23 protein-coding genes are annotated in these 26,152 nt (G+C 63.7%); 1 reads left to right on the forward strand and 22 read right to left on the reverse strand.

Annotated elements, in window-relative coordinates:
* Positions 1-12 precede the first annotated feature (12 nt).
* The 16 genes from hisD to ACTJK4_RS22625 form a co-directional block, all read right to left on the reverse strand.
* Entirely contained in the window at positions 13-1,341 is a 1,329-nt protein-coding gene (gene hisD, locus ACTJK4_RS22550) for a histidinol dehydrogenase (protein ID WP_316881430.1), read from the reverse strand.
* Entirely contained in the window at positions 1,338-2,027 is a 690-nt protein-coding gene (gene hisG, locus ACTJK4_RS22555) for an ATP phosphoribosyltransferase (RefSeq protein WP_009241938.1), read from the reverse strand. The genes hisD and hisG overlap by 4 nt, the downstream gene beginning before the upstream one ends.
* A gap of 19 nt (positions 2,028-2,046) precedes the next feature.
* Positions 2,047-3,312 carry a UDP-N-acetylglucosamine 1-carboxyvinyltransferase gene (gene murA / locus ACTJK4_RS22560; protein ID WP_440819021.1) on the reverse strand — a complete coding sequence of 422 codons (1,266 nt, stop codon included), beginning with the start codon at positions 3,310-3,312 and terminating at the stop codon, positions 2,047-2,049.
* A gap of 98 nt (positions 3,313-3,410) precedes the next feature.
* On the reverse strand, positions 3,411-3,647 hold the full coding sequence (locus tag ACTJK4_RS22565; protein ID WP_440819023.1) for a BolA family protein: 237 nt from the start codon (positions 3,645-3,647) through the stop codon (positions 3,411-3,413).
* A gap of 59 nt (positions 3,648-3,706) precedes the next feature.
* Positions 3,707-4,495 carry an ABC transporter permease gene (locus ACTJK4_RS22570; protein ID WP_112183459.1) on the reverse strand — a complete coding sequence of 263 codons (789 nt, stop codon included), beginning with the start codon at positions 4,493-4,495 and terminating at the stop codon, positions 3,707-3,709.
* A complete protein-coding gene (locus ACTJK4_RS22575; RefSeq protein WP_232041169.1) occupies positions 4,492-5,457 on the reverse strand; it encodes an ABC transporter ATP-binding protein in 966 nt (321 codons plus the stop codon). The genes ACTJK4_RS22570 and ACTJK4_RS22575 overlap by 4 nt, the downstream gene beginning before the upstream one ends.
* Before the next feature lie 250 nt (positions 5,458-5,707).
* Positions 5,708-6,019: an STAS domain-containing protein gene (locus tag ACTJK4_RS22580; protein ID WP_232041170.1), complete on the reverse strand. Its 312-nt coding sequence runs from the start codon at positions 6,017-6,019 to the stop codon at positions 5,708-5,710.
* A 74-nt stretch (positions 6,020-6,093) separates the two neighbouring features.
* Complete coding sequence (locus tag ACTJK4_RS22585; RefSeq protein ID WP_232041171.1) at positions 6,094-6,729, reverse strand: MlaC/ttg2D family ABC transporter substrate-binding protein; 636 nt, start codon at positions 6,727-6,729, stop codon at positions 6,094-6,096.
* A 152-nt stretch (positions 6,730-6,881) separates the two neighbouring features.
* Positions 6,882-7,685: an MlaA family lipoprotein gene (locus ACTJK4_RS22590; RefSeq protein ID WP_232041172.1), complete on the reverse strand. Its 804-nt coding sequence runs from the start codon at positions 7,683-7,685 to the stop codon at positions 6,882-6,884.
* A gap of 3 nt (positions 7,686-7,688) precedes the next feature.
* Positions 7,689-8,210 (reverse strand): outer membrane lipid asymmetry maintenance protein MlaD, encoded by a 522-nt coding sequence (gene mlaD / locus ACTJK4_RS22595; RefSeq protein ID WP_024977847.1) that lies wholly within the window; start codon positions 8,208-8,210, stop codon positions 7,689-7,691.
* Positions 8,211-8,247: 37 nt separating this feature from the next.
* Positions 8,248-9,015, reverse strand: a complete 768-nt coding sequence (mlaE, locus tag ACTJK4_RS22600) for a lipid asymmetry maintenance ABC transporter permease subunit MlaE (protein WP_045203038.1) — start codon at positions 9,013-9,015, stop codon at positions 8,248-8,250.
* Positions 9,012-9,845 (reverse strand): ABC transporter ATP-binding protein, encoded by an 834-nt coding sequence (locus tag ACTJK4_RS22605; protein WP_440819026.1) that lies wholly within the window; start codon positions 9,843-9,845, stop codon positions 9,012-9,014. The genes mlaE and ACTJK4_RS22605 overlap by 4 nt, the downstream gene beginning before the upstream one ends.
* A gap of 268 nt (positions 9,846-10,113) precedes the next feature.
* Positions 10,114-11,163 (reverse strand): Bug family tripartite tricarboxylate transporter substrate binding protein, encoded by a 1,050-nt coding sequence (locus tag ACTJK4_RS22610; protein ID WP_440819028.1) that lies wholly within the window; start codon positions 11,161-11,163, stop codon positions 10,114-10,116.
* A 177-nt stretch (positions 11,164-11,340) separates the two neighbouring features.
* Positions 11,341-12,804 carry a glutamate synthase subunit beta gene (locus ACTJK4_RS22615; protein ID WP_045203035.1) on the reverse strand — a complete coding sequence of 488 codons (1,464 nt, stop codon included), beginning with the start codon at positions 12,802-12,804 and terminating at the stop codon, positions 11,341-11,343.
* 141 nt (positions 12,805-12,945) lie between these two features.
* Positions 12,946-17,658: a glutamate synthase-related protein gene (locus ACTJK4_RS22620; protein ID WP_440819029.1), complete on the reverse strand. Its 4,713-nt coding sequence runs from the start codon at positions 17,656-17,658 to the stop codon at positions 12,946-12,948.
* A gap of 260 nt (positions 17,659-17,918) precedes the next feature.
* Positions 17,919-18,644, reverse strand: coding sequence for a transposase (locus ACTJK4_RS22625; RefSeq protein WP_232043061.1), 726 nt, complete (start codon positions 18,642-18,644; stop codon positions 17,919-17,921).
* Between the two features lie 250 nt (positions 18,645-18,894).
* Between ACTJK4_RS22625 and ACTJK4_RS22630 the strand changes: the two genes are divergently transcribed.
* On the forward strand, positions 18,895-19,569 hold the full coding sequence (locus tag ACTJK4_RS22630; RefSeq protein WP_440819030.1) for an OmpW/AlkL family protein: 675 nt from the start codon (positions 18,895-18,897) through the stop codon (positions 19,567-19,569).
* Between the two features lie 219 nt (positions 19,570-19,788).
* Here the strand turns inward: ACTJK4_RS22630 and ACTJK4_RS22635 are convergent, their stop codons facing one another.
* From ACTJK4_RS22635 to ACTJK4_RS22660, 6 genes are all read right to left on the reverse strand, one after another.
* On the reverse strand, positions 19,789-20,955 hold the full coding sequence (locus ACTJK4_RS22635) for a deoxyguanosinetriphosphate triphosphohydrolase (RefSeq protein WP_440819032.1): 1,167 nt from the start codon (positions 20,953-20,955) through the stop codon (positions 19,789-19,791).
* Between the two features lie 19 nt (positions 20,956-20,974).
* Entirely contained in the window at positions 20,975-22,081 is a 1,107-nt protein-coding gene (gene aroB / locus ACTJK4_RS22640) for a 3-dehydroquinate synthase (protein ID WP_260804094.1), read from the reverse strand.
* Positions 22,078-22,650: a shikimate kinase gene (locus ACTJK4_RS22645; RefSeq protein ID WP_316871541.1), complete on the reverse strand. Its 573-nt coding sequence runs from the start codon at positions 22,648-22,650 to the stop codon at positions 22,078-22,080. The genes aroB and ACTJK4_RS22645 overlap by 4 nt, the downstream gene beginning before the upstream one ends.
* Before the next feature lie 138 nt (positions 22,651-22,788).
* Positions 22,789-24,948, reverse strand: a complete 2,160-nt coding sequence (gene pilQ / locus ACTJK4_RS22650; protein ID WP_440819065.1) for a temperature dependent type IV pilus secretin PilQ — start codon at positions 24,946-24,948, stop codon at positions 22,789-22,791.
* A gap of 2 nt (positions 24,949-24,950) precedes the next feature.
* Positions 24,951-25,496, reverse strand: coding sequence for a pilus assembly protein PilP (locus tag ACTJK4_RS22655; RefSeq protein ID WP_045203028.1), 546 nt, complete (start codon positions 25,494-25,496; stop codon positions 24,951-24,953).
* Positions 25,493-26,152, reverse strand: a complete 660-nt coding sequence (locus ACTJK4_RS22660) for a type 4a pilus biogenesis protein PilO (protein ID WP_260804092.1) — start codon at positions 26,150-26,152, stop codon at positions 25,493-25,495. Before ACTJK4_RS22660 ends, ACTJK4_RS22655 begins: the two co-directional genes overlap by 4 nt.

The raw sequence follows: 26,152 nt of genomic DNA on the forward strand, positions 1-26,152 counted from the left end.
GTGCGGCGGGCGTTATTCGGACGTGGGACGTTGCAGGCGATATTCGGCGCTGCGGGCATGCGCCTGCAGGCCTTCGCCGTAGGCCAGCTCGGCCGCAATCTCACCCAGCATCTGCGCGCCGGCTTCGCTCACCTCGATCAGGCTGGAACGCTTGATGAAGTCGTACACGCCGAGCGGCGACGAGAAGCGCGCCGTGCGCGAAGTGGGCAGCACGTGGTTCGGGCCCGCGCAGTAATCGCCCAGCGATTCGCTGGTGTACTTGCCGAGAAAGATCGCGCCGGCGTGGCGGATGCGCTCAGCCCACTGGCGCGGGTTCTCTGCCGAAATCTCCAGATGCTCCGGCGCGATGTCGTTGGCGATGTCGCACGCCTCTTCCATGTCGCGCACCTTGACGAGCGCACCACGGCCAGACAGCGATTCTGCAATCACGCTGCGGCGCGGCATCTCTTCGAGTTGGCGGTTGATGCTGGCTTCCACCTGCGCGATGAACTCGGCGTTCGGGCACAGCAGGATCGACTGGGCCAGCTCGTCGTGCTCGGCTTGCGAAAACAAGTCCATCGCCACCCAGTCCGGATCGGTCGTGCCATCGCAGATGACAAGGATTTCCGACGGACCGGCAATCATGTCGATGCCAACGGTGCCAAACACGCGACGCTTGGCAGCGGCCACATAGGCGTTACCCGGGCCGACGATCTTGTCGACGGCGGGGACGGTATCGGTGCCATAAGCGAGCGCACCCACCGCCTGCGCGCCGCCGATGGTGAACACGCGGTCCACGCCGGCAATGCAAGCCGCAGCCAGCACCAGCTCGTTGCGCACACCGCCTGGCGTGGGCACCACCATGACGATTTCCTTGACGCCGGCCACGCGCGCCGGAATCGCGTTCATCAGTACCGACGACGGGTACGCCGCCTTGCCGCCGGGCACGTAAATGCCAACGCGGTCGAGCGGCGTTACCTTCTGGCCGAGCACCGTGCCGTCAGCTTCGGCGTATTCCCAGCTGTGCGTGCCGCACTCAAGCTTCTGCTTTTCGTGATACGCACGCACGCGGGCGGCAGCGGCCTCCAGCGCCGCGCGGCGCTTGGGCTCCAGGCCATCGAGCGCGGCTTGCAGGGTGGCCGGCGACAGCTCCAGCGCGGCCACGCTGTCGGCTTCGATGCGGTCGAAGCGGCGCGTGGCTTCCAGCACGGCGGCATCGCCGCGCGCCTTCACGTCGGCCAGGATCTGCGCGGCGGCGCGGTCGATGGCTTCGTCTTCGCTCGCCTCGAAAGCGAGCACCTGGCGCAGTTGCGCCGCGAATCCGGCGTCGGCCGAATCCAGCTTACGGATGGTCAGGCTCATGCGGCTTCCCCAACGCGCGCGTCCGTCGCAGAGGCGCGCTCGAAAGCGTCGAGAATGGGCGCCAGCCGGTCGCGCTTGAGTTTCAGCGCAGCCTGGTTGACGACGAGTCGGGACGAGATCTGCACGATCTCTTCCACCTCGACGAGGTTGTTCGCGCGCAGCGTGCCGCCCGTGCTGACCAGGTCGACGATGGCGTCAGCCAGGCCCACCAGCGGGCCCAGCTCCATCGAGCCATACAGCTTGATCAGGTCGACGTGCACGCCCTTCTTGGCGAAGTGCTCGCGCGCGGTATTCAGATACTTCGTCGCCACCGACAGGCGTGCGCCTTGGCGCACCGCGTTGGCGTAATCGAAGCCCTTGGGCACCGCCACCGACATGCGGCAGCGAGCGATGTTCAAATCGATGGGCGCATACAGGCCCGCCATGCCGTGCTCCATCAGCACGTCGCGGCCGGCCACGCCGAAGTCCGCCGCGCCGTATTGCACGTAGGTCGGCACGTCCGAAGCGCGCACGATGATCACGCGCAACGCCGGGTCAGAGGTCGGCAGAATCAGCTTACGCGAGGTTTCCGGATCTTCGGTCACCTCGATGCCGGCAGCCTTCAGCAACGGCAGCGTCTCTTCAAAGATGCGCCCTTTGGACAGCGCCAGCGTGAGCTGGTTGGAGGCGGACTGGAATGCGTTCATGGCCGGCGGGTTCCTTACCTTACGCTTGAATGCGGCGGATCTTGGCGCCGACAGCGGACAGCTTGTCTTCGATGCGGTCGTAGCCGCGATCAAGGTGATAGATGCGGTCGACCAGCGTCTCGCCTTGCGCGATCAAACCGGCAATGACGAGGCTGGCCGAGGCGCGCAGGTCGGTCGCCATGACGGTTGCGCCCGACAATTGCTCGACGCCCGTCACCACGGCCGTCTTGCCATCGATCACGATATTGGCGCCCAGGCGGTTGAGTTCCTGCACGTGCATGAAGCGGTTTTCGAAGATGGTCTCCGTTACCGTGGCAGAGCCTTCGGCAATGGCGTTGAGCATCATGAACTGCGCCTGCATGTCGGTCGGGAACGCCGGGTATTCCGACGTACGGAAGCTCACTGCCTTGGGGCGGCCCGCCATCTGCACGCGGATCCAATCGTCGCCTGTGGTGAGCGTCACACCGGCTTCGCGCAGCTTGTCGAGCACGGCATCCAAAATGCCAGGCGGCACCCCGCGCAGCGTCACGTCACCGCCGGCCGCAGCCACGGCGCACAGGAACGTGCCAGCTTCGATACGATCGGCAATCACCGTGTGCGCAGCGCCGTGCAGCGCTTCAACGCCCTGGATCACCAGACGGTCGGTGCCGATGCCTTCGATGCGCGCGCCCATCTTCACGAGCAGATTGGCGAGGTCGGTCACCTCGGGCTCGCGTGCGGCGTTTTCCAGCACCGTTTCGCCGTCGGCCAGTGCGGCGGCCATCAGCAGGTTTTCAGTGCCCGTCACCGTCACCATGTCGGTGACGATGCGCGCGCCACGCAACCGCTTGGCGCCTTCGGGCAGCTTGGCTTCGATGTAACCGTGCTCAATGACGATCTCGGCGCCCATCAGCTGCAGGCCCTTGATGTGCTGATCGACCGGACGCGCACCGATGCCGCAACCGCCCGGCAGCGACACACGCGCATGGCCGAAGCGCGCCAGCAGCGGGCCCAGCACCAGGATCGACGCACGCATCGTCTTCACCAAGTCGTACGAAGCTTCCGGCGTGTGGATGGTCGCGGCGTCGAGCGTGAGGTTGTGACCGTCGAGCACGCCTTCCACGCCCATCTGGCGCAGCAGCTTGAGCATCGTGCGCACGTCCTGCAGGTTCGGCACATTGCTCAGCGCCAGCGGCTCGGCCGTCAGCAGCGCGGCGCACATGATGGGCAGCGCGGCGTTCTTGGCGCCAGACACGCGGATTTCGCCCGACAACGGGCCATTGCCTTCGATCAGCAGTTTGTCCATGAGCGAGACGTCTCGTCGATCACTTTGGGGAGAGCGCTCGGCGAGCGCAAGGTCGGAATCGGTTGAAACGGTAACCGGGGTGGGATCAAGCTCGGCCATCAGGACTGCCACTCCGCCGGGGTGAGCGTCTTCATGGACAGCGCGTGGATTTCCGCGCGCATCCGCTCACCCAGCGCGGCATAAACGAGCTGGTGACGCTGGATCAACCGCTTGCCTTCAAATTGCGCGCTGACGATGGTGGCAAAAAAGTGTTGGCCGTCGCCCTCGACTTCGAGGTGCTCGCACGGCAGGCCGATTTCGATGTACTGCTTGACTTGTTCGGGTGTGGGCAACATAGCCGTCCCTTCTCCTGCAAAACGTTAGGGTGAGCGTCGTTCGTTTTGTTATCGACGCATCAATGGCGCAGCTTGTAGCCCGTGCGCAGCATCTGCAGGGCCACTCCCCCCACCACGACCAACGCGATCAGCATCACGCCGAGGCTCGTCGTCACCGGCACATCGGACACGCCGAAGAAGCCGTAGCGGAAGCCGTCGATCATGTAGAAGAACGGGTTGGCGTGGGACACCGCCTGCCAGAACGGCGGCAGTGAATGAATCGAATAGAACACGCCCGCCAGGAAGGTGGCCGGCACGATCAGAAAGTTCTGGAACGCCGCAAGCTGATCGAACTTTTCAGCCCAGATACCGGCAATCAGCCCCAGCGTGCCGAGCACGCTCGCGCCCAGCACAGCAAACACGATGATCCACAGCGGCTGCGCGAAGTGCAGATGCGCAAACAAGGTCGTCACGACCAGTACGCCCGTACCCACCGCCAGACCGCGAATGACGGACGCGCACACGTACGCACCGAACATCTCCCAGTGCGACAGGGGCGGCAGCATGATGAACACCAGGTTGCCGGTGATCTTCGACTGGATGAGCGACGAAGAGCTGTTAGCAAACGCGTTCTGGAGCACGCTCATCATCACCAGACCAGGCACCAGGAAAGCGGTGTAGCTCAACTGGTCGAACACCTTCACGCGGTCTTCCAGCACGTGGCCGAAGATCAGGAGATACAGCAGCGCGGTCAGCACCGGCGCGGCCACGGTCTGGAAGCTCACCTTCCAGAAGCGCAGCACTTCCTTGTACAACAGCGTGCGGAAACCGACCCAGCGGCCCGGCAAGCTCTCGGGAATGGCGTTCATGCAGCGGGCTCCAGCGCAGAATCGGGAATGGCGGGCGTCTGAGGCCCCACGGGCAAGCCACCTTCGCGGCGCATGATCTGCACGAACACGTCTTCCAGATCCGCCTTGGCGACTTCCATGTCGTCGATCTCACAGCCGGCGAGGCGGCACGTAGCGAGAATCTGTTCGACCTCGCCATAGCCCGACAAGCGCAGGCGCACGCCACGCTCGCCGTGGTTGCCCGGCAAGCGCAGGCCTTCCAGCGACGCGGGCAGCGCTCCCTTCGAAAAGCTCAGCACCAGTTGCAGCCCGGCAAATTGCGACAGCAGATTCGCCGTGCGATCGAGCGCCACCACTTCGCCAAACTTGAGCATGGCGATGCGGTCGCACAGGGATTCGGCTTCTTCCAGGTAATGCGTGGTCAGCACGACAGTGTGGCCCTCGCGATTCAGGCGCGAGATGAATTTCCACAGCGTCTGGCGCAACTCGACGTCCACCCCGGCGGTCGGCTCGTCCAACACGATCACGGGCGGGCGGTGTACCAGCGCCTGCGCCACGAGCACGCGGCGCTTCATGCCGCCCGACAGCGCGCGCATGTTGGCGTCGGCCTTGTTGGTCAGGTCCAGGTTGGCCATGACCTCGTCGATCCAGTCGTCGTTCTTGGTCAGGCCGAAGTAGCCCGACTGCAGGCGCAGCGTTTCGCGCACCGTGAAGAACGGATCGAACACCAGTTCCTGCGGCACCACGCCGAGCTTGCGGCGGGCCATGCGGTAGTCGGTGACAACGTCGTGACCAAGCACGCGCACGTGGCCGGAATCGGCACGATTCAGGCCAGCGAGGATGGAGATCAGCGTGGTCTTGCCCGCGCCGTTGGGGCCCAGCAGGCCGAAAAACTCGCCCTGCTCGACAGACAGGCTCACGCCCTTTAGCGCTTGCAACGACTTGTAGCGCTTGCGGACGTCAGCGATTTCGATGGCTTTCATGGCCGACAAAGTGAACTACTCTGCGCATATCGAGGCCGTGGATCGACACGATCATGACGGCCGCGGATGCCGCACATGGCAGCGGCAGAGCGACAAACCCAGAATTATAGGGGAACTGCACCAACTCACGGCGCCGCACCCTGCGACGCCAAACCGCGAATGCCAGGGCGCGCGCGACGCCTCGGCCGGAGCGCGGCATCGCGATGACGGGTTCGGGGGCATCACCCCGCGCCCCGCACCGGACGCCGCGTCAATGTCGAGCGTGATGGGGGGCAGCAAGGGCTGGCGCGACGGCCAGCAGAGACTCCACGCCGTAAAGCGTGGCGAGGTTGGACAGCGCCTGCGGAGCGCCTGCGATATCGAGCACGATACCGGCGCTCTGTGCCGTGCGCTGCCACGACAGCAGCACCGCCAGCGCAGAAGAATCGACCTGCGACAAGCCAGCGCAATCGACGTGCAGCGCGGCATTGCCGGCTTCGCGCGCTTGGCCGAGCTGAGCCTCGCCCTCGCGCAGAACGCGCGGCGCTTCGCGGTGAGTCAGCGGGCCGGACAAGGTCAACATGGTGGAAATGGATACGTCAGAAAAAGAAACAGCGGCCAGAGTTGACCGCTGCATCGATTCTACCGGAAGGCTGCTTACTTTGCCGGGCCCTTCTCGAGCTGCGAGTTGCGCTCGTTCAGGAAGCTCACCAGGCCGGCCACGCCGCCACGCTTGCTGATGACATCGGCAAACTGGTTCTTGTACGTTTCAGACAGCCACAGGCCGCTGATGTTGATGTCGTACACCTTCCAGCCACCGGCCGTCTTTTCCAGGCGGTAGTCCAGGGCCACCGGCTCGCCGTTGTTGTTCACGGTCGAGCGCACCACCACGTCGGTGTCATCTGCTGCTGCACGGAACGGCTTGTACGAAACGGTCTGGTTCTTCACGTTCGACAGCGCGCCGGCGTAAGTGCGGATGAGCAACGTCTTGAAGCCTTCCTGGATCTGCTGTTGCTGCTCCGGCGATGCCTGGTTCCAGAATCGGCCCATGGCGATTTGCGTGGTGCGCTTGAAATCGGCACGCGGCACGATCTTCTGGTCGACGAGCTGGAACACCTTGCTCATGTTGCCGCCGCGCAGTTCCGGATCGCTCTTGATGGTGGTGAGCACGTCGTCCACTGCCGTCTTGACGGTGGTCTGTGCATCAGCTTCTTGGGCGTGGACCGGCGCGGCTGCAACGGCAGCCGTCAGGGTGAGTCCGGCAAACAGGGAGCGGAGGAGCTTGTTCAACATATCGCGTCCTTATAGTGTGATTTTCGGGTCGCTTGCAGCGCGTTCGCCACAATCTTGTTGGCGATTAGAACAGACCGCCCGCAGGCAAGTTCGTGCGGGCCGGCCAGTTTTACGCCTTGTCACCTTTGAGGCGACCTTGTTACGTGTGTCGATCAGCGACGGAACACCGGCCAGTTGGGGGTAAAGCGCTGGTACGGCGAGACCGTGGCGTCACCGGTATCCGGCGAGGTCTTGTTGTCCTGATCTTCCGGCAGGTTGCCGTCATAGATCAGGTAGCGACGGCGCTGCAGGTAGGCATCGCGCAGGAACGTGTACTTGTCGACAGCGGCCTGTTCGAGCACATTGCTGGCCCCAAGCAGGTTCGCGCGCACGTCCACCACGCGCAGCGCGGCCAGCGAGTAAGTGACTGCGCTGTCGTGCCAGTACGTGAGCGGATCCATCTGCCAGTCGACCAGGAACCCCACGGTGTCACGCGCGGTGCTGGGCCCGAGCAGCGGCCAAACGACGTACGGGCCCGACGGCACGCCCCACACACCCAGCGTCTGACCGAAGTCTTCCTTGTGCTTGGGCAGGCCGGCGTCCGACGCAATGTCGATCAGGCCACCCAGACCCAGCACGGTATTGATCGCCACGCGCATGGTGTCTTCCAGCGCGGCCGTGCCCTTCAACTGCAGCAGATTGTTGACGGCCGAATAGACATCGCCCGCGTTCGAGAAGAAATTCGACACTGCCGTGCGCGCCGGAGACGGCACCACATCGACATACGTTTGCGCGACCGGCTTCAGCACGCCCTTGTCGAGGTCCTCGTTGATACGGAAGACTTCGCGGTTGAACGGCTCGATCGGATCGGCCGGATTGGCATTCGGCCCCGTCGCACAGCCAGCCAGCAGCGTTGCGCCAGCAGCCACGGCCAGCGCAAAGCTGCGCAGCGTACGGATGGATGTCGTTGTTTTCATGGTTTATTTGCTCCCACTGCCCTCAGCCGGCTTGGCTCCGCCGGCGCTGCCATTTGCGCTGCCGGCACCGGCATCCGCAGCCTTGCTGTACAGGAACTGGCTGATCAGGTTTTCCAGCACCACCGCCGACTGCGTCATCGTGATCTTGCTGCCGCTAGCAAGCATGGCCGAGTCGCCGCCCGGCTCGATACCGATGTATTGCTCGCCCAGCAGACCCGAGGTCAGGACCTTGGCCGAACTGTCTTTCGGAAACTGATAGCGCTGATCCATGTCGAGCACCGCGATGGCCTGGTAGCTCTTGTCGTCGAAGAGGATCTGCGACACACGGCCGACCACCACCCCCGAACTCTTGACCGGAGCCCGCACCTTCAACCCGCCGATGTTGTCGAAGGCGGCCTTCACCTGGTAAGTCTTGGCAAACGAGAACGAACTCATATTGCCCGCTTTGAGCGCCAGGAATAGCAGCGCAATGATGCCCACCAGTACGAACAGGCCGACCCAGAAATCGAGGACGCTTTTACGCATGATCTTTTCTCGTTGAACGCTAACGACAACCGGCGGCTCAGCTGAACATCAGTGCCGTGAGCACGAAATCCAGCGCCAGCACGGTGAGCGACGCGATCACCACCGTCCGGGTAGTCGCGCGCGAGACGCCTTCCGGCGTGGCCTTGGCCTCATAGCCCTGATACAGCGCAATGAAGGTAACCGCCACACCAAACACGACACTCTTGATGACGCCGTTAAGCACGTCGTCCATGACATCCACCCCGGCCTGCATCTGCGACCAGAACGCCCCGGGGTCTACGCCAATCAGCCCGACCCCGACGAAGTATCCGCCCAGAATACCGACCGCACTGAAAATCGCCGCCAGCAGCGGCATGGCAATGAAGCCCGCCCAGAAGCGCGGCGCCAGCACGCGGGCCAGCGGATCGACGGCCATCATTTCCATGGCGATCAGTTGCTCGCCGGCTTTCATCAGGCCAATCTCGGCCGTGAGCGAGGTACCGGCGCGGCCGGCAAAGAGCAGCGCCGTCACCACCGGCCCCAGTTCGCGCACCAGCGACAGCGCCACCAGCAGGCCCAGCGCCTGCTCGGAGCCGTAGCGGTTGAGCGTGTTGTATCCCTGCAAGCCAAGCACGAAGCCAACGAACAGCCCCGATACGGCAATGATGATGAACGAATCATTGCCGACAAAGCGCAGTTGCTCGATCACCAGGCGCGGGCGGCGCAGCACGTCGCCGGAAGCACCGATGAGCGAAATCAACGTGCGCGCCGCATAGCCGAAGCGGCTGATCAGCACCAGAACGAAGCGACCGATGGCGGAAATCATTGCGCGCCTCCGCTCTTTCCCAGACCGAAGTCATCGGCCAGCGGCGCCCCAGGATAGTGGAACGGCACGGGGCCGTCCGCCTCGCCGTGCACGAACTGGCGGACGAACGGATCGGTCGACGCGGTCAGCTCTGCCGGCGTGCCCTGGGCGGCAATACCGCCGTTGGCAATGAAATAGACGTAATCGGCGATGTGGAACGTCTCCTGCACGTCGTGCGAGACGATGATGCTGGTCGCGCCCAGCGCGTCGTTCAACTTGCGGATGAGCGACGCGGTCAAACCCAGCGAGATCGGATCCAGCCCCGCGAACGGCTCGTCGTAGAGGATGAGCGACGGATCCAGCGCAATCGCCCGCGCCAATGCCACGCGCCGCGCCATGCCGCCGGAAATCTCCGAGGGCATCAGGTCGCGTGCACCGCGCAGGCCGACCGCGTTGAGTTTCATCAGCACCAGATCGCGGATGAGGGCTTCGGGCAGCTCGGTATGTTCGCGCAGTGGAAATGCCACATTGTCGAAGACGGACAAATCAGTAAACAGTGCCCCGAACTGGAACAGCATGCCCATCTGGCGGCGCGCCGCGTACAGCGCACGCTTGTCCATGGCGCCGATGTCCTGGCCGTGTACGCGCACAGTGCCGGCGGCGGCGCTCACCTGGCCGCCGATCAACCGCAGAATCGTCGTCTTGCCGCAGCCGGACCCGCCCATGACGGCCACCACCCTGCCCTTGGGCACGCGCATGCACAGGCCGGACAGGATGCGCCGCGCGCCTGGCTGATAGGCGAAATCGACCTGATCGAGTTCGACAACGGCGTTGGAAGGCTGGGTGGACACGGTGGAGGTCGGTGCAGAGGGCTCGGCAGGTTGGCGGCTTCATGCTGCCGCATCTCGTTGTCTTGACGACCGCAGACCCGCCAACAAGGGCGGCTTCGCGCGGCCCGCCATTATAGGTGGAAACCCGCGTAGCCCGTCAGTCACGCCTTTCTTACCGACAGTTTGTGTGGCTTGTTCGCCGCGCCATGGGTTTTCGGGTCTTGCGGGATGCTGAAAGTGGTGCGCCTGCGAAGTCGGTCTTGGCGGCGCGGGCAGAAACGAAAGTGCCCTATTCGCCGCTATCCAGGCGTAGGTCGGCTTGGCGAATCACCCCTTGCCAATGCGTGGCATCACGGCGCACGGCCTGGGCGAACGTGTCGGGGGCATCCCATTCCGGCTCGAAGCCGCCTGCGCGCAACGTAGCGTGGACATCTCCGGAAGCGACGGCGCGACGCAGTTCTGCCGCCGCGCGCATCGACAGAAGCCGGGGTGTGCGCGCCGGCATGAAGGTGCCGATCCAGGCGCTGCGATCGAATCCGGCGAGACCGCCTTCGCGCAGCGTCGGCACAGCGGGCGCGAAGCGCGAGCGCGCCCCGCCTGTCACCCCGAGCAACCGCAGCTGGCCATTGGCCGCGGCTGCCGCCACGCTCGGATAGCAGGCGAAACATGCCGTCATGCGCCCAGCCAGAATCTGCTGCACGAGCCCGGCTTCACCGCGAACGGCCACGTGCGGCGCGTGGAAAGCGTAGTCGCGCACAAACTGCTCGGCGACGAGATGCGACCACGTGCCGACGATATCCGAGCCGCAATTGACCGTGACGGACTCGCCGCGCGCCTGCGCAAGCAGATCGGTGATGGAGTAGATCGGCAAGCGCGCATCGACGGCGAGAAACAGCGGCAGCGTAGCCACCATCGCTACCGGTTGAAAATCGCGCAGCGGGTCATACGATGCCGGTTCCAGCGCGGGCTGGGCGACGAACGTGGTCTGTTGAAGCAGAAGCGTATGGCCATCGGACGGCGCGCGGGCGACGGCCTCGCCGGCGGCCATGCCATTGGCTGCCGGGCGATCTTCGACGCCCACCTCGCGGCCGACCTGCTGCTGCAGTTGCGTCGCCAGTGCCCGGGCCAGCGCATCAAACGCGCTGCCTTCCGCCGCGGGCACGACCAGACGCAGCGGTTGCGAGGGATACCCTTGCAGCAATGCATGCGCGGGCGACGTCAGCATTGCCGGCAGCACGCCCAGCCACGCAAGCGTGCGCCGCCGCTGCCGGTCCGGCATATGCGGCTCATCCGGCGCGTGGGGCACATCTGCACGCACATTGCGGGCACGAGGTCGCATGAGGTGGTCGGGGATCACGGGGAGATCTCATTCTAGAAATCCGCCCGTCCGCCCTGCACTCATGTAAACCATGTCGACGTAAACCATGAGGCATGACGCTGCCGCCACAACACGCGTGTCACAAACAAAAAAGCCCGCCGAGGCAGGCGGGCCTGAGTCAGACGGTCAACCGCGTGGTCAGCGCGGCAGTTCCGAATGGCCCATGAGAAACGCATCAACCGAGCGGGCGGCCTGGCGGCCTTCCCGGATAGCCCACACCACGAGCGACTGGCCGCGGCGCACATCACCGGCAGCGAAGACCTTCGGCACGTTGGTCGCGTAGGCGTTGTCGCCCTCGGTGGCGGCACGCGCGTTGTTGCGCGCATCCTTCGTCACGCCAAAGGCATCCAGCACGCCGCCGACCGGGTTGGTAAAGCCCATCGCGAGCAGCACGAGATCGGCCTTGAGCGTGAACTCGCTGCCTGCAACCTCGGCCATCTTGCCGTCCTTCCACTCCAGGCGCACGGCGGTGAGGCCCGTCACGCGACCGTTCTCGCCGATGAGCGCCTTGGTAGCGACCGACCAGTCGCGCTCGCAGCCTTCATCGTGCGACGACGAGGTGCGCAGCTTGATCGGCCAGTACGGCCACACCAGCGGCTTGTTCTCTTCTTCGGGCGGACGCGGCAGCAGTTCGAACTGCGTGACCGATGCGGCGCCATGGCGGTTGGACGTGCCCACGCAGTCCGAGCCCGTGTCGCCACCGCCGATCACGATGACGTGCTTGCCATCGGCGCGAATCGGGTTCGGCGCATCGCCGGCCACTTCCTTGTTTTGCGGGATGAGGAATTCGAGCGCGTAATGCACGCCGTCCAGATCACGGCCCGGCACCGGCAGATCGCGTGGCACTTCCGAACCGCCCGTCAGCACGACAGCGTCGAATTGCTTGAGGATGTCGTCGGCAGAGATCATCTCCCGCGCGTCGTTGGTGATGCCGGCCGGCACCGTCTTGTCGCCCACCATCACGCCGGTGCGGAAGGTCACGCCTTCGGCTTCCATCTGCTGCATGCGGCGGTCGATCTGTGCCTTTTCCAGCTTGAAGTCGGGGATGCCGTAGCGCAGCAGGCCGCCAATGCGGTCGTTCTTTTCAAACAGCGTCACATCGTGACCGGCGCGCGCCAGTTGCTGCGCTGCAGCCATGCCTGCAGGGCCGGAGCCGACCACGGCCACGGTCTTGCCAGTCTTGTGCTTCGGCACTTGCGGCGCGACCCAGCCTTCTTTCCACGCCTTGTCGATGATGGCGTGCTCGATCGACTTGATGCCGACCGGCAGTTCGTTGATGCCCAACGTGCAAGCCGCTTCGCACGGTGCCGGGCAGATGCGGCCCGTGAACTCGGGAAAGTTGTTGGTGGAGTGCAGCACTTCAATCGCCGTCTTCCAGTCCTGGCGATACACCAGGTCGTTGAAGTCCGGGATGATGTTGTTGACGGGGCAGCCGTTGTTGCAGAACGGAATGCCGCAATCCATGCAGCGCGCGCCCTGGATCTTGGCTTCGTTGTCCGCCAGCGCGAACACGAACTCCTTGTAATGCTTCACGCGCGCTTCGGGCGCTTCGTATGCCTCGTTCTGGCGGGGAAATTCGAGAAAACCGGTCGCCTTGCCCATGGTGTCCTTCCTGACCCGATGCTGCTCTGCCGGCACAGTCGCGCCAGCCAGGCAGTCGAGCCTGTCTTGTGAGGTTGCGTTGTATTCGGTGGTGGCGAATGGCCAATCGCGCGGATCAACCATTCCCCAAATCGACGGGAATCAGGCTGCGATCTGTTCGCGGCCGGCTTCCTGTTCGCGTTCGTACATCTCGGCCAGCGCGCGCTTGTACTCGGTCGGGAAGACCTTGACGAAGCGGCGACGGGCGTTGTTCCAGTCGGCCAGCAGCTCCTTGGCACGCTCGGAGCCGGTGTAGCGGAAGTGCTTTTCCACCAGCGCCTTGAGCAGTTGCTCGTCGAGCACGCGCTCGCCGTTCACCTTGTGCCAGGTCGACGGGGTATGCGCCTTCTCCTGGTCGGCTGCCGACAGCACCGATTCCAGCGCGACCTGCGCCGTGTTGCAGCGCTTGTCGAACAGGCCGTCTTCGTCATAGACGTAGGCAACGCCGCCCGACATGCCTGCCGCGAAGTTACGGCCGGTGGTACCCAACACGACGACGGTACCGCCGGTCATGTACTCGCACCCGTGATCGCCCGTGCCTTCCACCACCGTGGTGGCCCCGGAATTGCGCACCGCAAAGCGCTCGCCGGCCACGCCGTTGAAGAACGCCTCACCGGCTAGCGCGCCGTACAGCACGGTGTTGCCGACGATGATGTTGTTGGTCGGCTCACCGCGGAACTCGTGCGGCGGGCGCACGATCACGCGGCCGCCCGACAGGCCCTTGCCCACGTAGTCGTTGCCGTCGCCCACCAGGTCCAGTGTCACGCCATGCGCCAGGAACGCGCCAAACGACTGGCCAGCCGTACCCTGCATCTGCACGTGGATCGAGTCATCAGGCAGACCTTCATGGCCGTAGCGCTTGGCCACTTCGCCCGACAGCATCGCGCCCACGGTGCGGTTGACGTTGCGCACCGGCTGGATGAACGACACGCGCTCGCCCTTCTCGATCGCAGCCTTGGCCTTCTCGATGAGCTGGTGATCCAGTGCGCGATCGAGACCGTGGTCTTGCACATCGACCTGGTAGCACGGCTCACCTTCCTTCTTGGCCGGCTGGTAGAAGATGCGCGCAAAGTCCAGGCCGCGGGCCTTCCAGTGTTCGATGCCGGACTTCGTGTCGAGCAGGTCCGCGCGGCCGATCAGTTCGTTGAACGTGCGAATGCCCAGTTGCGCCATGATTTCGCGCACTTCTTCGGCCACGAAGAAGAAGTAGTTCACCACGTGCTCGGGCTTGCCCGAGAACTTCTTGCGCAGCACCGGATCCTGCGTCGCCACACCCACCGGGCAGGTGTTCAGGTGGCACTTGCGCATCATGATGCAGCCCTCGACCACCAGCGGTGCGGTGGCGAAGCCAAACTCGTCCGCGCCCAGCAGCGCGCCAATCGCCACGTCACGGCCGGTCTTCATCTGGCCGTCGGCTTGCACGCGGATGCGGTTGCGCAGGCCATTGAGCATCAGCGTCTGCTGCGTCTCGGCCAGACCCAGCTCCCACGGCGTGCCGGCATGCTTGATCGACGACCACGGCGAGGCACCGGTACCGCCGTCATGACCGGCGATCACCACGTGATCGGCCTTGGCCTTGGCGACACCTGCTGCCACCGTGCCGACGCCCACTTCCGACACCAGCTTGACAGACACGTCCGAACGCGGATTCACGTTCTTCAGGTCGTGAATGAGCTGTGCCAGATCTTCGATCGAGTAAATGTCGTGGTGCGGCGGCGGCGAGATCAGGCCAACGCCCGGCACCGCGTAACGCAGCTTGCCGATGTAATCCGTCACCTTGTGGCCGGGCAGCTGACCGCCTTCACCAGGCTTTGCGCCCTGCGCCATCTTGATCTGGATCTGATCAGCCGAAGCCAGGTACTCGGCCGTCACGCCAAAACGGCCCGACGCCACCTGCTTGATCTTCGAGCGCAGCGAATCACCTTCTTGCAGTTCCAGATCGCGCTCGACCACTTCGCGGCCGATCACGTCCGACAGCTTCGTGCCCTGCTTGATGGGAATGCCGCGCAGTTCGTTGCGGTAGCGGCGCTCATCTTCGCCGCCTTCGCCGGTGTTCGACTTGCCGCCGATGCGGTTCATCGCCACGGCCAGCGTGGTGTGCGCTTCCGTGCTGATCGAACCGAGCGACATGGCGCCGGTCGCAAAGCGCTTGACGATCTCCTTGGCCGGTTCGACTTCTTCCAGCGGAATCGCGCGTGCCGGGTCCACCTTGAACTCGAACAGACCGCGCAGCGTCATGTGGCGCTTGCTCTGATCGTTGATGAGGTTCGCGTATTCCTTGTACGTCTGGTACGAATTCGCGCGCGTCGCATGTTGCAGCTTGGCGATCGAATCCGGCGTCCACATGTGCTCTTCGCCGCGGACGCGGTAGGCGTATTCGCCGCCGGCGTCCAGCATGTTGGCCAGCACCGGCGCATCGCCAAAGGCGTCACGGTGCAGGCGCAGCGCTTCCTCGGCCACCTCGAAGATGCCAATGCCGCCGACGTTCGATGCGGTGCCCTGGAAGTACTTGTCGACCAGTTCACGCGACAGACCGATCGCTTCGAAGATCTGCGCGCCGGTGTACGACATGTACGTCGAGATGCCCATCTTGGACATCACCTTGTGCAGGCCCTTGCCGATCGCCTTGGTGAAGTTGTAGATGGCTTTCTCGGCGGTCAGGCCCAGGCCCGGCGCCAATTCGGCCAGCGTCTCCATCGCCAGATACGGGTGCACGGCTTCTGCGCCATAGCCGGCAAGCAGGGCGAAGTGGTGCACTTCGCGGGCCGAGCCCGTTTCGACGACCAGCCCCGTGCTCGTGCGCAGGCCCTTGTCCACCAGGTGATGGTGGATGGCAGACGTGGCCAGCAGCGCCGGAATCGCGGCCTGCTTCTCGTCGACCGCGCGGTCCGACACGATCAGGATGTTGTAGCCCGACTTGACCGCATCGACGGCCTCTGCGCACAGCGAGGCTAGGCGCGCTTCGATGCCTTCCTTGCCCCACGCCACCGGATAGCAGATGTCCAGCTCGTAAGCCATGAACTTGCCGCCGGTGTAGTGCTCGATGTTGCGGATCTTCGCCATGTCTTTGAAGTCCAGCACGGGCTGGCTCACTTCAAGACGCATCGGCGGGTTGATGTTGTTCAGCTCCAGCAGGTTCGGCTTCGGGCCGATAAACGAGACGAGCGACATCACCACGTTTTCGCGGATGGGGTCGATCGGCGGGTTCGTGACCTGCGCGAACAGTTGCTTGAAGTAGTTGTACAGCGTCTTGTTCTTGGACGACAGCACGGCCAGCGGGCTGTCGTTGCCCATGGAGCCCGCGGCTTCTTCGCCGTTGGCGGCCATCGGGGTCATCAGGAACTTGACGTCTTCCTGCGTGTAGGCGAAAGCCTGCTGACGATCCAGCAGCTTCGCGGCCGGCTTGGTTTCGGCGGCCACGTCTTCGGGCTTCGCGTCCAGCTCGTCGAGCTTGATGCGCACGGCATCGATCCAGCTCTTGTACGGCTTGGCGTTCGCCAGGTTGTCCTTGAGTTCCTTGTCGTCGATGATGCGACCCTGCTCCATGTCGATCAGGAACATCTTGCCCGGCTGCAGACGCCACTTCTTGACGATGCGCGACTCGGGAATCGGCAGCACGCCGGCTTCCGAGGCCATCACGACCATGTCGTCGTCGGTGACGTAATAACGCGCCGGACGCAGGCCGTTACGGTCGAGCGTCGCGCCGATCTGGCGGCCGTCGGTAAAGCAGATGGCGGCGGGGCCGTCCCACGGCTCCATCATCGCGGCGTGGTATTCGTAGAAGGCGCGACGGTTGTCGTCCATCAGCGTGTGCTGTTCCCACGCTTCCGGAATCATCATCATCATCGCCTGGGCCAGCGGGTAGCCGGCCATCGTCAGCAGTTCGAGGCAGTTGTCGAACGATGCCGTATCGGATTGACCCGGATAGATCAGCGGCCACAGCTTGGGCAGATCATCGCCCAGCACCGGCGACGAGATGCCGCCCGTACGCGCGTTGATCCAGTTGACGTTGCCCTTGACGGTGTTGATTTCGCCGTTGTGGGCAACCATGCGGTATGGGTGCGCCAGTTCCCATGCGGGGAACGTGTTGGTCGAAAAACGCTGGTGCACCAGCGCCAGCGCCGACACCGTGCGCGGGTCTGCCAGGTCCTGGTAATAGCGACCGACCTGTTCGCACAGCAGCAGGCCCTTGTAGACGATCGTGCGCGCCGACATCGACGGCACGAAATATTCCTTGCCGTGCTTGAGCTTGAGCGCCTGGATCGCGTGGCTTGCCGTCTTGCGGATCACGTACAGCTTCCGCTCCAGCGCATCGGTGGTCATGATGTCGCGGCCGCGCCCGATGAAGATCTGGCGGATCACCGGCTCGGTCTTCTGCACCGTGGGCGACATCGGCATGGTCTTGTCGACCGGGACATCGCGCCAGCCCAGCACGACCTGGCCTTCCAGGCGCACGGTGCGCTCAAGTTCCTGTTCGCAGGCTAGGCGCGACGCGTGTTCCTTCGGCAGGAAGATCATGCCGACGCCATATTCGCCGGCCGGCGGCAGGTTGATGCCCTGCTTCGCCATCTCCTCGCGGAAGAACTGGTCGGGAATCTGCAGCAGGATGCCCGCGCCGTCGCCCATCAGCGGATCGGCACCGACGGCGCCCCGGTGGTCGAGGTTGTGCAGGATGCGCAAGCCTTGCTGGACGATCTCGTGGCTCTTCTTGCCCTTGATGTGAGCGACAAAGCCGACGCCGCAAGCGTCATGTTCATTGGTCGGGTCGTACAGACCCTGGGCCGACGGTGCGGCGGGGAAGGAATGTTGTTCCACGGCGATCTTCCGAGGTTGTCGGTACTGCGCACCGTGGAAGGCCCTCGCGATCGTGCGGATGCGGTGGCAGACAGGCAATGGCGCGCCGCACCATGAATGCGGGGTGGAACGAATATAAAAGAGCAGCCTGTAACAGGCAAAAGTTTTTAAATGGGGTCGGAGTAAATTAATAAATGCACGACAACAGTGCGGGTTTATTATTGGGGACAGATTAAATTCGTCCACATCGAAGCACCTGGGCACGACGGCGCCGCTACTCGCTATTCGGTACGCACGCCGCCCTCCGCGACCGCTTCTGCGGGTTGGCGAGGCGGTCGCCCTTTGGGCAATGGGGCAACGCGGCGGCCTCCGGCGCGCGCCAGTGTCGCGAGAAACGCCTCGTTGCCAAGCGGCCAACCGCTGTGCACATGCTGGCGAATCTGCGCCAGCTGATCTGAGCCCAAACCTTCATGCCACAACGTTCGATAGCGAGATTGGCGCTCGAAAGGCGTATTACCAAGCCGCCAATAGCAATAGTGGTCACTCACCCACGGGATGGATTGGATACCCACATGGTGCCGATACGTGCTCCATCGGTCGTCTTCCGGCGTGCTGACGAGACCCGCGCGCACGGCGTTGGACTCCACATACAGCAGCATCGGCAACACCCATTCGGCCGGGTCCAGCACGGTCGAGCGGAAACGCCCTTCCCACAGCGTTCCGCTGCGATCGGCCGCGGCGTTGAAGTACCGCGTATAGCGCCGCCCGACCGCCTGCAGCGTGCGCGAAAGGCTGTCCGCCACCTTGGGCGTTCCCACCAGGTGGACGTGATTCGGCATCAGTGAGAAGCCATGGACGGCAAAGTCGTGCTCGCGCGCGGCCATGCGCAACGTATCGAGATAAAACGCGTAGTCGTCGTCACCGCGAAAAACGACCTGGCGATTGTTGCCGCGCTGCAACACGTGCACAGGGACATCGGTGGGACTGAGGCGAGGCAGGCGGGCCATGGAAAAGACAGTGCGGCGAAAAGCGCCATCGTAGCGTGAAGCCGGCGAACCTGTCCCCAATTTTTGGCAGGCAAACGCTTGCATCCCGACTGTCGTCGAGGGGCGACGGCAGAGTTTGCGTGCCGTCAAATTGGCGGCCGTACGCGTCATCGACGACGGGGTGAACTTGATCCCGAGCAAATCGGCCAAGCGACTTCCCCGCGAGACTGGCTCCCATCACATCACGAGACGACAAGAGAGGGAGCGATTCATGGCTTTTCACCGCCTAGCCACCGTAGCTGTTGCCGCCGGAATGCTTGCCGCCGGATTCAGCCAGACCGCCTTTGCGCAGAGCACGGATTTGGCGCCGGCCACCGGCAACTGGATGGTGCGTCTGCGCGCCGTCAACCTGACAGCCGCCAACAAATCCGACGCGGTGCCCGCACTGGCCATTCCGGCTGATGCCATTCAGATCAACAACAAGGTCCTGCCTGAGCTGGACATCTCGTACTTCTTTACGCCGCACCTCGCGGCCGAGCTGATCCTGACTTACCCGCAACAACAGGACGTCACGGTCATGCAAAGCGCGCTGGGCGGCCCGACCAAGATCGGCAGCTTCCGCCACTTGCCGCCCATCCTGACGATGCAATACCACTTCACGCCCGAGTCGCGCTTCAAGCCGTACTTGGGCGCGGGCATCAACTACACCCGCATCTCGAATGTGAATCTGCAGGTGCCGGGCGTTGGCTCGCTGGACCTCAGCAAGAACAGCTTCGGCCCCGCGCTGCAGGCCGGCTTCGACTATCGCCTGACCGATCGCCTCTACTTCAACGTCGACCTGAAGAAGACCTGGATCAGCGCCGACGTGAAGATGGCCGGTCAGACCATCAGCAAGGTCAAGGTTGACCCATGGCTGCTGGGCGTCGGCCTGGGTTATCGCTTTTAAGGGAGGACGATCAGCGAACTGACACTGTCCTGATCGACTTTTACCGACGTGCCGCAGGGGCCGTCGACGGCGGGGGCGCTCGTCGGCGGTGGTTGGCGCGTTCGGCCCGGCATGCGTTGGGGCGGCCGGGCATTTTTTTTGGGCGTTTGCTTTTGACCTGGTTTCAGATCGCTTGGGAGCCAGGCGATCGGATAGCGGCTCGACCGTTACTGCCGTTACTCAAACCGCATCTACGGCAAAGATGCGGCGGTGCTCCTTGATGGCGTAGCGATCCGTCATGCCCGCGATGTAATGCGCAATCCAGCGCGGCTGCTCTTCGGGGGTGGCTTTCGCTTGGTACTGCGGCGGCAGCAGGCGCGGGTCGTCCATGAAGACGCGGAACAGATCGTCGATGATGCGGCGCGCCTTCGCGGCCATGCGCATCACGAGGTAATGCCGATACAGGTTGTCGAACAGGAAGCGCTTGAGCGCGCGCGCCTCTTCGCGCATCGGATCTGAGAACGCGACGAGCGCTGGCGCGGCGCGCACATCGTCGATACATCGCGGCGCAACGTCGGCAATGCCGGCACGCGTGGTGCCGATCAGATCGACGATCAGCGCGTTGATGATGCGGCGAATGGTTTCGTTGATCAGGCGCCGGCCGCTGACATTCGGGAACGCGGCCTCGGCTTCGCGCCGGTGAATGGCCCACAGCGGCACGCCTTCGAGTTGCTCCAGCGTAATCAGGCCGGAGCGCAGGCCGTCGTCGATATCATGGTTGTTGTATGCAACCTCATCGGCAAGATTGGCCAGCTGTGCTTCCAAAGAAGGCTGTTGCCCTTCGAGAAAGCGCCGGCCCAGGTCACCCAGCGTGGCCGCGTTATTTCGCGAGCAATGTTTGAGAATGCCCTCGCGCGTTTCGAACGTCAGGTTCAAGCCATCAAAACCACCGTAGCGCTCTTCCAGCCGATCGACGACCAACAAGCTCTGCAGGTTGTGTTCAAAGCCGCCATACGGCTTCATGCAATCGTTGAGCGCGTCCTGGCCAGCGTGGCCGAAGGGCGTGTGGCCCAGATCGTGTGCCAGCGAAACCGCTTCGACCAGGTCTTCGTTCAGACGCAGGCTGCGCGCAATCGACCGGCCAATCTGCGCGACCTCCAGGCTGTGTGTGAGCCTGGTCCGGAACAGATCGCCTTCGTGATTCACGAAGACCTGCGTCTTGTATTCAAGCCGGCGGAACGCGGTGCTGTGAATGATGCGATCGCGGTCACGCTGGAACTCAGTGCGCGACGTGGATGGCGGCTCGGCGTGGACGCGGCCGCGCGTCTGCGCAGAATGCGCGGCGTAGGGGGCGAGATGACCTTCGAGATCGAACGGGGCGGCCGGCAAATCAAATCGGTCGTTCATCAGGCCATCTCATCTTGTCTCAGGCGACGGGCGCTTCGGTCGGTGGTCGCAGCACGGCGTGCTGCAAGGTGGCGCGCAAGTCGGCATCGGGCACCGTGGTCACAAACGCCTGGCCCAGCTTGCGCAGCAACACGAACTTGATCTCGCCCGCTTCGGCTTTCTTGTCGACGCGCATCAGCTCGATGAAGCGATCGACGCCCAGGTCCGGCGCCACCGTCGGCAGGTCGGCCGCACGCGTGAGCGCGGTGATTCGGTTGCGCGTATCGATGTCGATAAAGCCCAGGCGATGCGACAAGTCCGCCGCCATCACCATGCCGCAGCCGACGGCCTCGCCGTGCAGCCATTCGCCGTAGCCCAGGCCGGCCTCGATGGCGTGGCCGAAGGTATGGCCGAAATTGAGCGTGGCTCGCAGCCCGGTCTCGCGTTCGTCCTGCGCCACGACAGCCGCCTTGATACGGACCGAGCCCTGCACGGCTTCGGCCATCAGGTCGGTATCGCAATCGTTGAGGCCCTTGATGTTCTGCTCGATCCAGGCGAAGTAATCGGCATCGGCAATTGCGCCGTGCTTGATGACCTCGGCCATGCCGGCAGCCAGCTCGCGCGCAGGCAACGTGCGTAGCGTATCGATATCCGCCAGTACCGCCTGCGGCTGGTGGAACGCGCCAATCATGTTCTTGCCCAGCGGGTGGTTGATGCCCGTCTTGCCGCCCACAGAGGAATCAACCTGCGACAGCAGCGTCGTCGGCACCTGGATGAAGGGCACGCCGCGCATGTAGCAGGCAGCGGCAAAGCCGGTCATGTCGCCGATCACGCCGCCGCCCAGCGCGATCAGCGTGGTCTTGCGGTCTGCGCCCGCCGTCAACAGCGCATCAAAGATGCGATTGAGCGTGTCCCACTTCTTGAACGATTCGCCATCGGGCAGCACGACGGTGTCGACAGCCTTGCCGAGCGAACGAATGGCCTCCTCGACCTTGGCTGCATAGAGCGGAGCGACGGTCTCGTTGGTGACGATCACGGCACGCGCGCCGCGAATGTGGGGGGCAAACAACTCGGCCTTGGAAAGCAGCCCAGAGCCGATATGGATCGGATAGGCTCGATCGCCAAGGTCAACATCAACGGTAATCATGACTGAGGGGAGACTTGCGAGGAGGTGGAGGTGCCTGCCGGCGGCGCCACAATGCCGGCCACCTCAAGTTGCATCAGCACCATATTAACAAGCTGCGCCACGGTGGGCTTGCCCGTTTCGATGACAAAGTGCGCCACGTCACGGTATAGCGGATCACGGATCGCATGCAGTTCTTCAAGCTTGGCACGCGGGTTTTCGGTCTGCAGAAGTGGCCGGTTCTTGTCGTGACGCGTGCGCAGATACAGGTCATGCGGATTGGCGCGCAGGTAGATCACGGTGCCTCGCTCGCGCAGGAAAGCGCGATTCTCGGGCCGGAGCACGGCGCCGCCGCCGGTGGCGAGGACCACGCCATCGCGCGAGGTGAGTTCGTCGATCATGTGGGTTTCGCGATCACGGAAGCCCACTTCGCCCTCGTGCTCGAAAATGACCGGCACACGCACGCCGCAGCGCGCTTCGATCTCATGGTCGGAGTCGAAGAACGGCAGATCGAGCCGGCGCGCCACCGCCCGGCCGACCGTGGTCTTGCCCGCGCCCATCAAGCCGACGAAAAAAACGTTGGAAACAGACAAAATCGCGTGAAATCAGGAATTTGAGCTTGATTGTAGTGGCATTTGGTCACCATCCTGCACAAACCCGGGGGCAGGACACAAAAAAGCCCGGCGCTCCACGCAGGAGGCCGGGCTTTCGGATCGCGATGCTATCGCCGATTACTTCAGCGACAGTTGATCGGACAGCACTCGCGGCGTCAGGAAGACGAGGAGCTCGGTGCGGTTGTTGATCTTGTTCGTGCTCTTGAACAGGTTGCCCAGCACCGGAATGTCACCCAGCAGCGGCACCTTGTTGATGTCGGTCCGCTCGTTCTGCGTGTAGATACCGCCGATCACGACCGTGCCGCCGTTCTCTACCAGCACCTGCGTCTGTACGTGCTTGGTGTCGATGGCAAAACCGTTGGTCGTTTGGATACCCACGCTGTCCTTGTTGACGTCCACATCCAGGAAGATGTTGCCGTCGGGCGTGATCTTGGGCGTCACTTCCAGCTTCAGGTTAGCCTTCTTGAACTGCACCGAAGTCGCGCCGGAAGAGGTCGCCTGCTGGTACGGAATCTCAGTACCCTGCTCGATCAGCGCCTTGATGTTGTCGGCAGTGACCACGCGCGGGCTGGAGACGATCTTGCCGCGGCCGTCAGCTTCCAGCGCGGACAGCTCCAGTGCGAGGAAACGGCCGGCACCGGCGTTGAACAAGCTCACGGCAACGCTGGCTGCGTTCACGCCGTTGATGCCGTTGGCCGGGAAGCTGAGCGCCGGGCTGTTGTCCCACGTAGCGTCTTTGGTCACAGGCGACACCACGTTGGTGTAGGTGTTGCCGTAACCCGCGCCATTCGTCTTTGACGCGAAGCCCAGTTTGGCACCCAGGTTGCGACTGAACGTGTCGTCAGCCTCAACGATGCGGGCCTCGATCATCACCTGGCGAACAGGGATGTCGATTTTCTGGAGGAAGGCCTGCACCTCTTCGAGCTTGCTCGGAATATCGGAGACAAACAGTTGATTCGTACGCGTATCCGCGGTGAGCGAGCCTCGCTTGGACAGAATCCGTGAAGTCGCGGCGCCGCCAGCGGCACCGCCTGCCCCACCTGCGGCTCCAGTACCCAGCAACATGTTGCGCACATCTCCAGCACTCTGATAGTTCAGGCGGAACACCTGGCTGCGCAACGGCTCCAACTCGGTCACTTGCTGCTGCGACTCAAGCTCAGCCTTCTCCTTCGTGGCCAGCTCACCGCGCGGGGCAACCCACAGCACGTTGCCGTTGCGGCGCGACGCCAAGCCCTTCGAATCCAGCACGATCTGCAGTGCCTGATCCCAGGGCACATCCTTCAGACGCAGCGAAAGGGTGCCCGTCACGCTGTCGCTGGTCACGATGTTGAGGTTCGTGAAGTCGGCGAAGACTTGCAGCAACGAACGCACATCGATGTTCTGGAAGTTCAGCGACAGGCGCTCGCCACGGTAACCCGGGCCGGAAATCAGCTTGTTCGGGTCTTCCTTGGTGGGGCGCACTTCCACGACGAACTGCGTGTCGGTCTGGTACGAGCTGTACTGCCAGTTACCGCGCGGCTCGATGATCAGGCGTGCGCCAGTGCCGTTGTCGGTAGCGCGCATGGCCTGCACGGGCGTACCGAAATCGCTCACGTCATAGCGGCGACGCAGCGACTGCGGCAGCGTCGCACCGACGAAGTCGACCACGAGGTTCTGACCTTGCTGCGCAATGTTGATCGCCGAGTTGGCAGTCGACAAATCGACCACCACGCGGCCGGCGAGGTCCTCGCCGCGGCGGAAATCAACGTTGCGCACGGCCGGACGCTCAGCACCTGCAGCGGGTGTCGGAGCCGAGAAGGTCGGCGCCGAGACAGCCGCGGCCACCGGTGCGGCTTCCAGCGTCAGTACGTACTGGTTACCGCGCACCTCGGACTTGTACTGCGTCTGGCGCGACAAATCGAGCACGACGCGGGTGCGATCGCCGATCTGCACGACGTTCGCCGAACGCAGCAGCTTGCCGCCGTATTGGTAATTGGCACGGCCTTGCGCAAAGGTTGCCCCGAAGAAGTCGATGGCGATGCGCGCGGGCTGCTGCGTGCTGAACTCGACCGGCTTTTGGGTCGGCGCGTTCTTGAGCGTGACCGTCACCACAGTGGATTCACCGGCCGAAGCCTGCTCCACCTTTTCGATCGTGTTGCCGGAGACTGCCGCCGCAGGCGCTGCCTGCTGAGCGACAGCCTGACCGGCCATCATGAACAGGCACAGCGAAAGCCATGCCACCGCGCCCCCCCGGGCCACTCGGGTTGCCTGCGACAGGCCGCCCTTCACAAGACGCATCGTCATTGCGCGCTCTCCTGAACTTTCAGGGTCGTCATTTTTTCTTTCCATTCGGTCGTGCCTTCGCGCACCAGCTCACGCAGGGTGAGTTCCTGGTCTCCGATGCGGACGATGCGACCATAGTTTTGTCCGATGTACTGCCCCACATGCACATGCTGCGTCTTGTCCCCGACAGACAGGACGGCTTCCGTCTCGCCATTGCGCTTCATCGTCCCGACCAGCTTGAAGGCTTCCAGCGGATAGTCTTCCAGCGGCTCGCGACGGCGATTCGGTTCCGGCGATTCGTTCTGCGCGCGCGAGAGTTCTGCCACCTTCTGCACGCTGAACGGATCAGTCTGCTTGGTGGTCGTGTATTCGCGCGGCGCGTAAGGCTTGGGCTCGGGCAGCGGCGGCACGGTCGTACTGACGCTCTGGCGCGCTTGCTGCATCCATTGCTGCAATTCATCGTCTTCGCTCGCGCCGCAGGCCGTCAGCACGACGGCCAGGCACAGGGGCGACAGACGCAGAACGTGCGACATGCGGCGACGGCTCATGGTGCGGCCCCTCATTTGGCGCCTCCCTTGGCGGCGGCATTCGCCTTGCGCTGAGCCGCCTGCTCGTCGGCGTCGAGCGCCCGGTAGGCCTCAGCACGCGTTTCCATCACCATGCCGCCATCCTTGGTGCCCGTCAGCGAGATGTTCTGCAGCGTGACGATGCGTGACAGCGCCGCCACGTCTGCAGCGAACAGCGCCATGTCGTGATAGCGGCCATTCACCTTCACCGCCACCGGAATCTCGGCGTAGTAAGGCTTGAGTACGGCGGCAGCGGGACGGAACAGGTCGAAAGTCAGGCCACGCGCGATACCGGCATGGTTGACGTCGGCCAGCAGCGCATCCATTTCGGTCTTGTTGGGCAATTGCAGCTCGAGCTTCGCGACACGCTGCTCCACCTCAGCCTTCTGCTTGCGCAGCGCTTCGAGGTTCACCACCTGCGCGAGCTTGCTCTGGTATGCGGACTTGAGGTTGCTCTGCTCGGTGCGCTTGGCGTCCCGCTCGTCAAACTTGCCGCTCCAATAGAACTGCCAACCTAGTCCGATCACCAGCACGGCGGACAGAATCATGAACAGGATGCGCGGCGCCATCGGCCACGTTTCCGGCTCATTCAGGTTCAGGCCACGGAACTGGCTGACCAGGTCTTCCAGCGAAATTTCGGTCGAGAGCGCCAT

It is taken from the genome of Ralstonia sp. 22111, from assembly GCF_052045895.1.
GTDB lineage: Bacteria > Pseudomonadota > Gammaproteobacteria > Burkholderiales > Burkholderiaceae > Ralstonia > Ralstonia wenshanensis.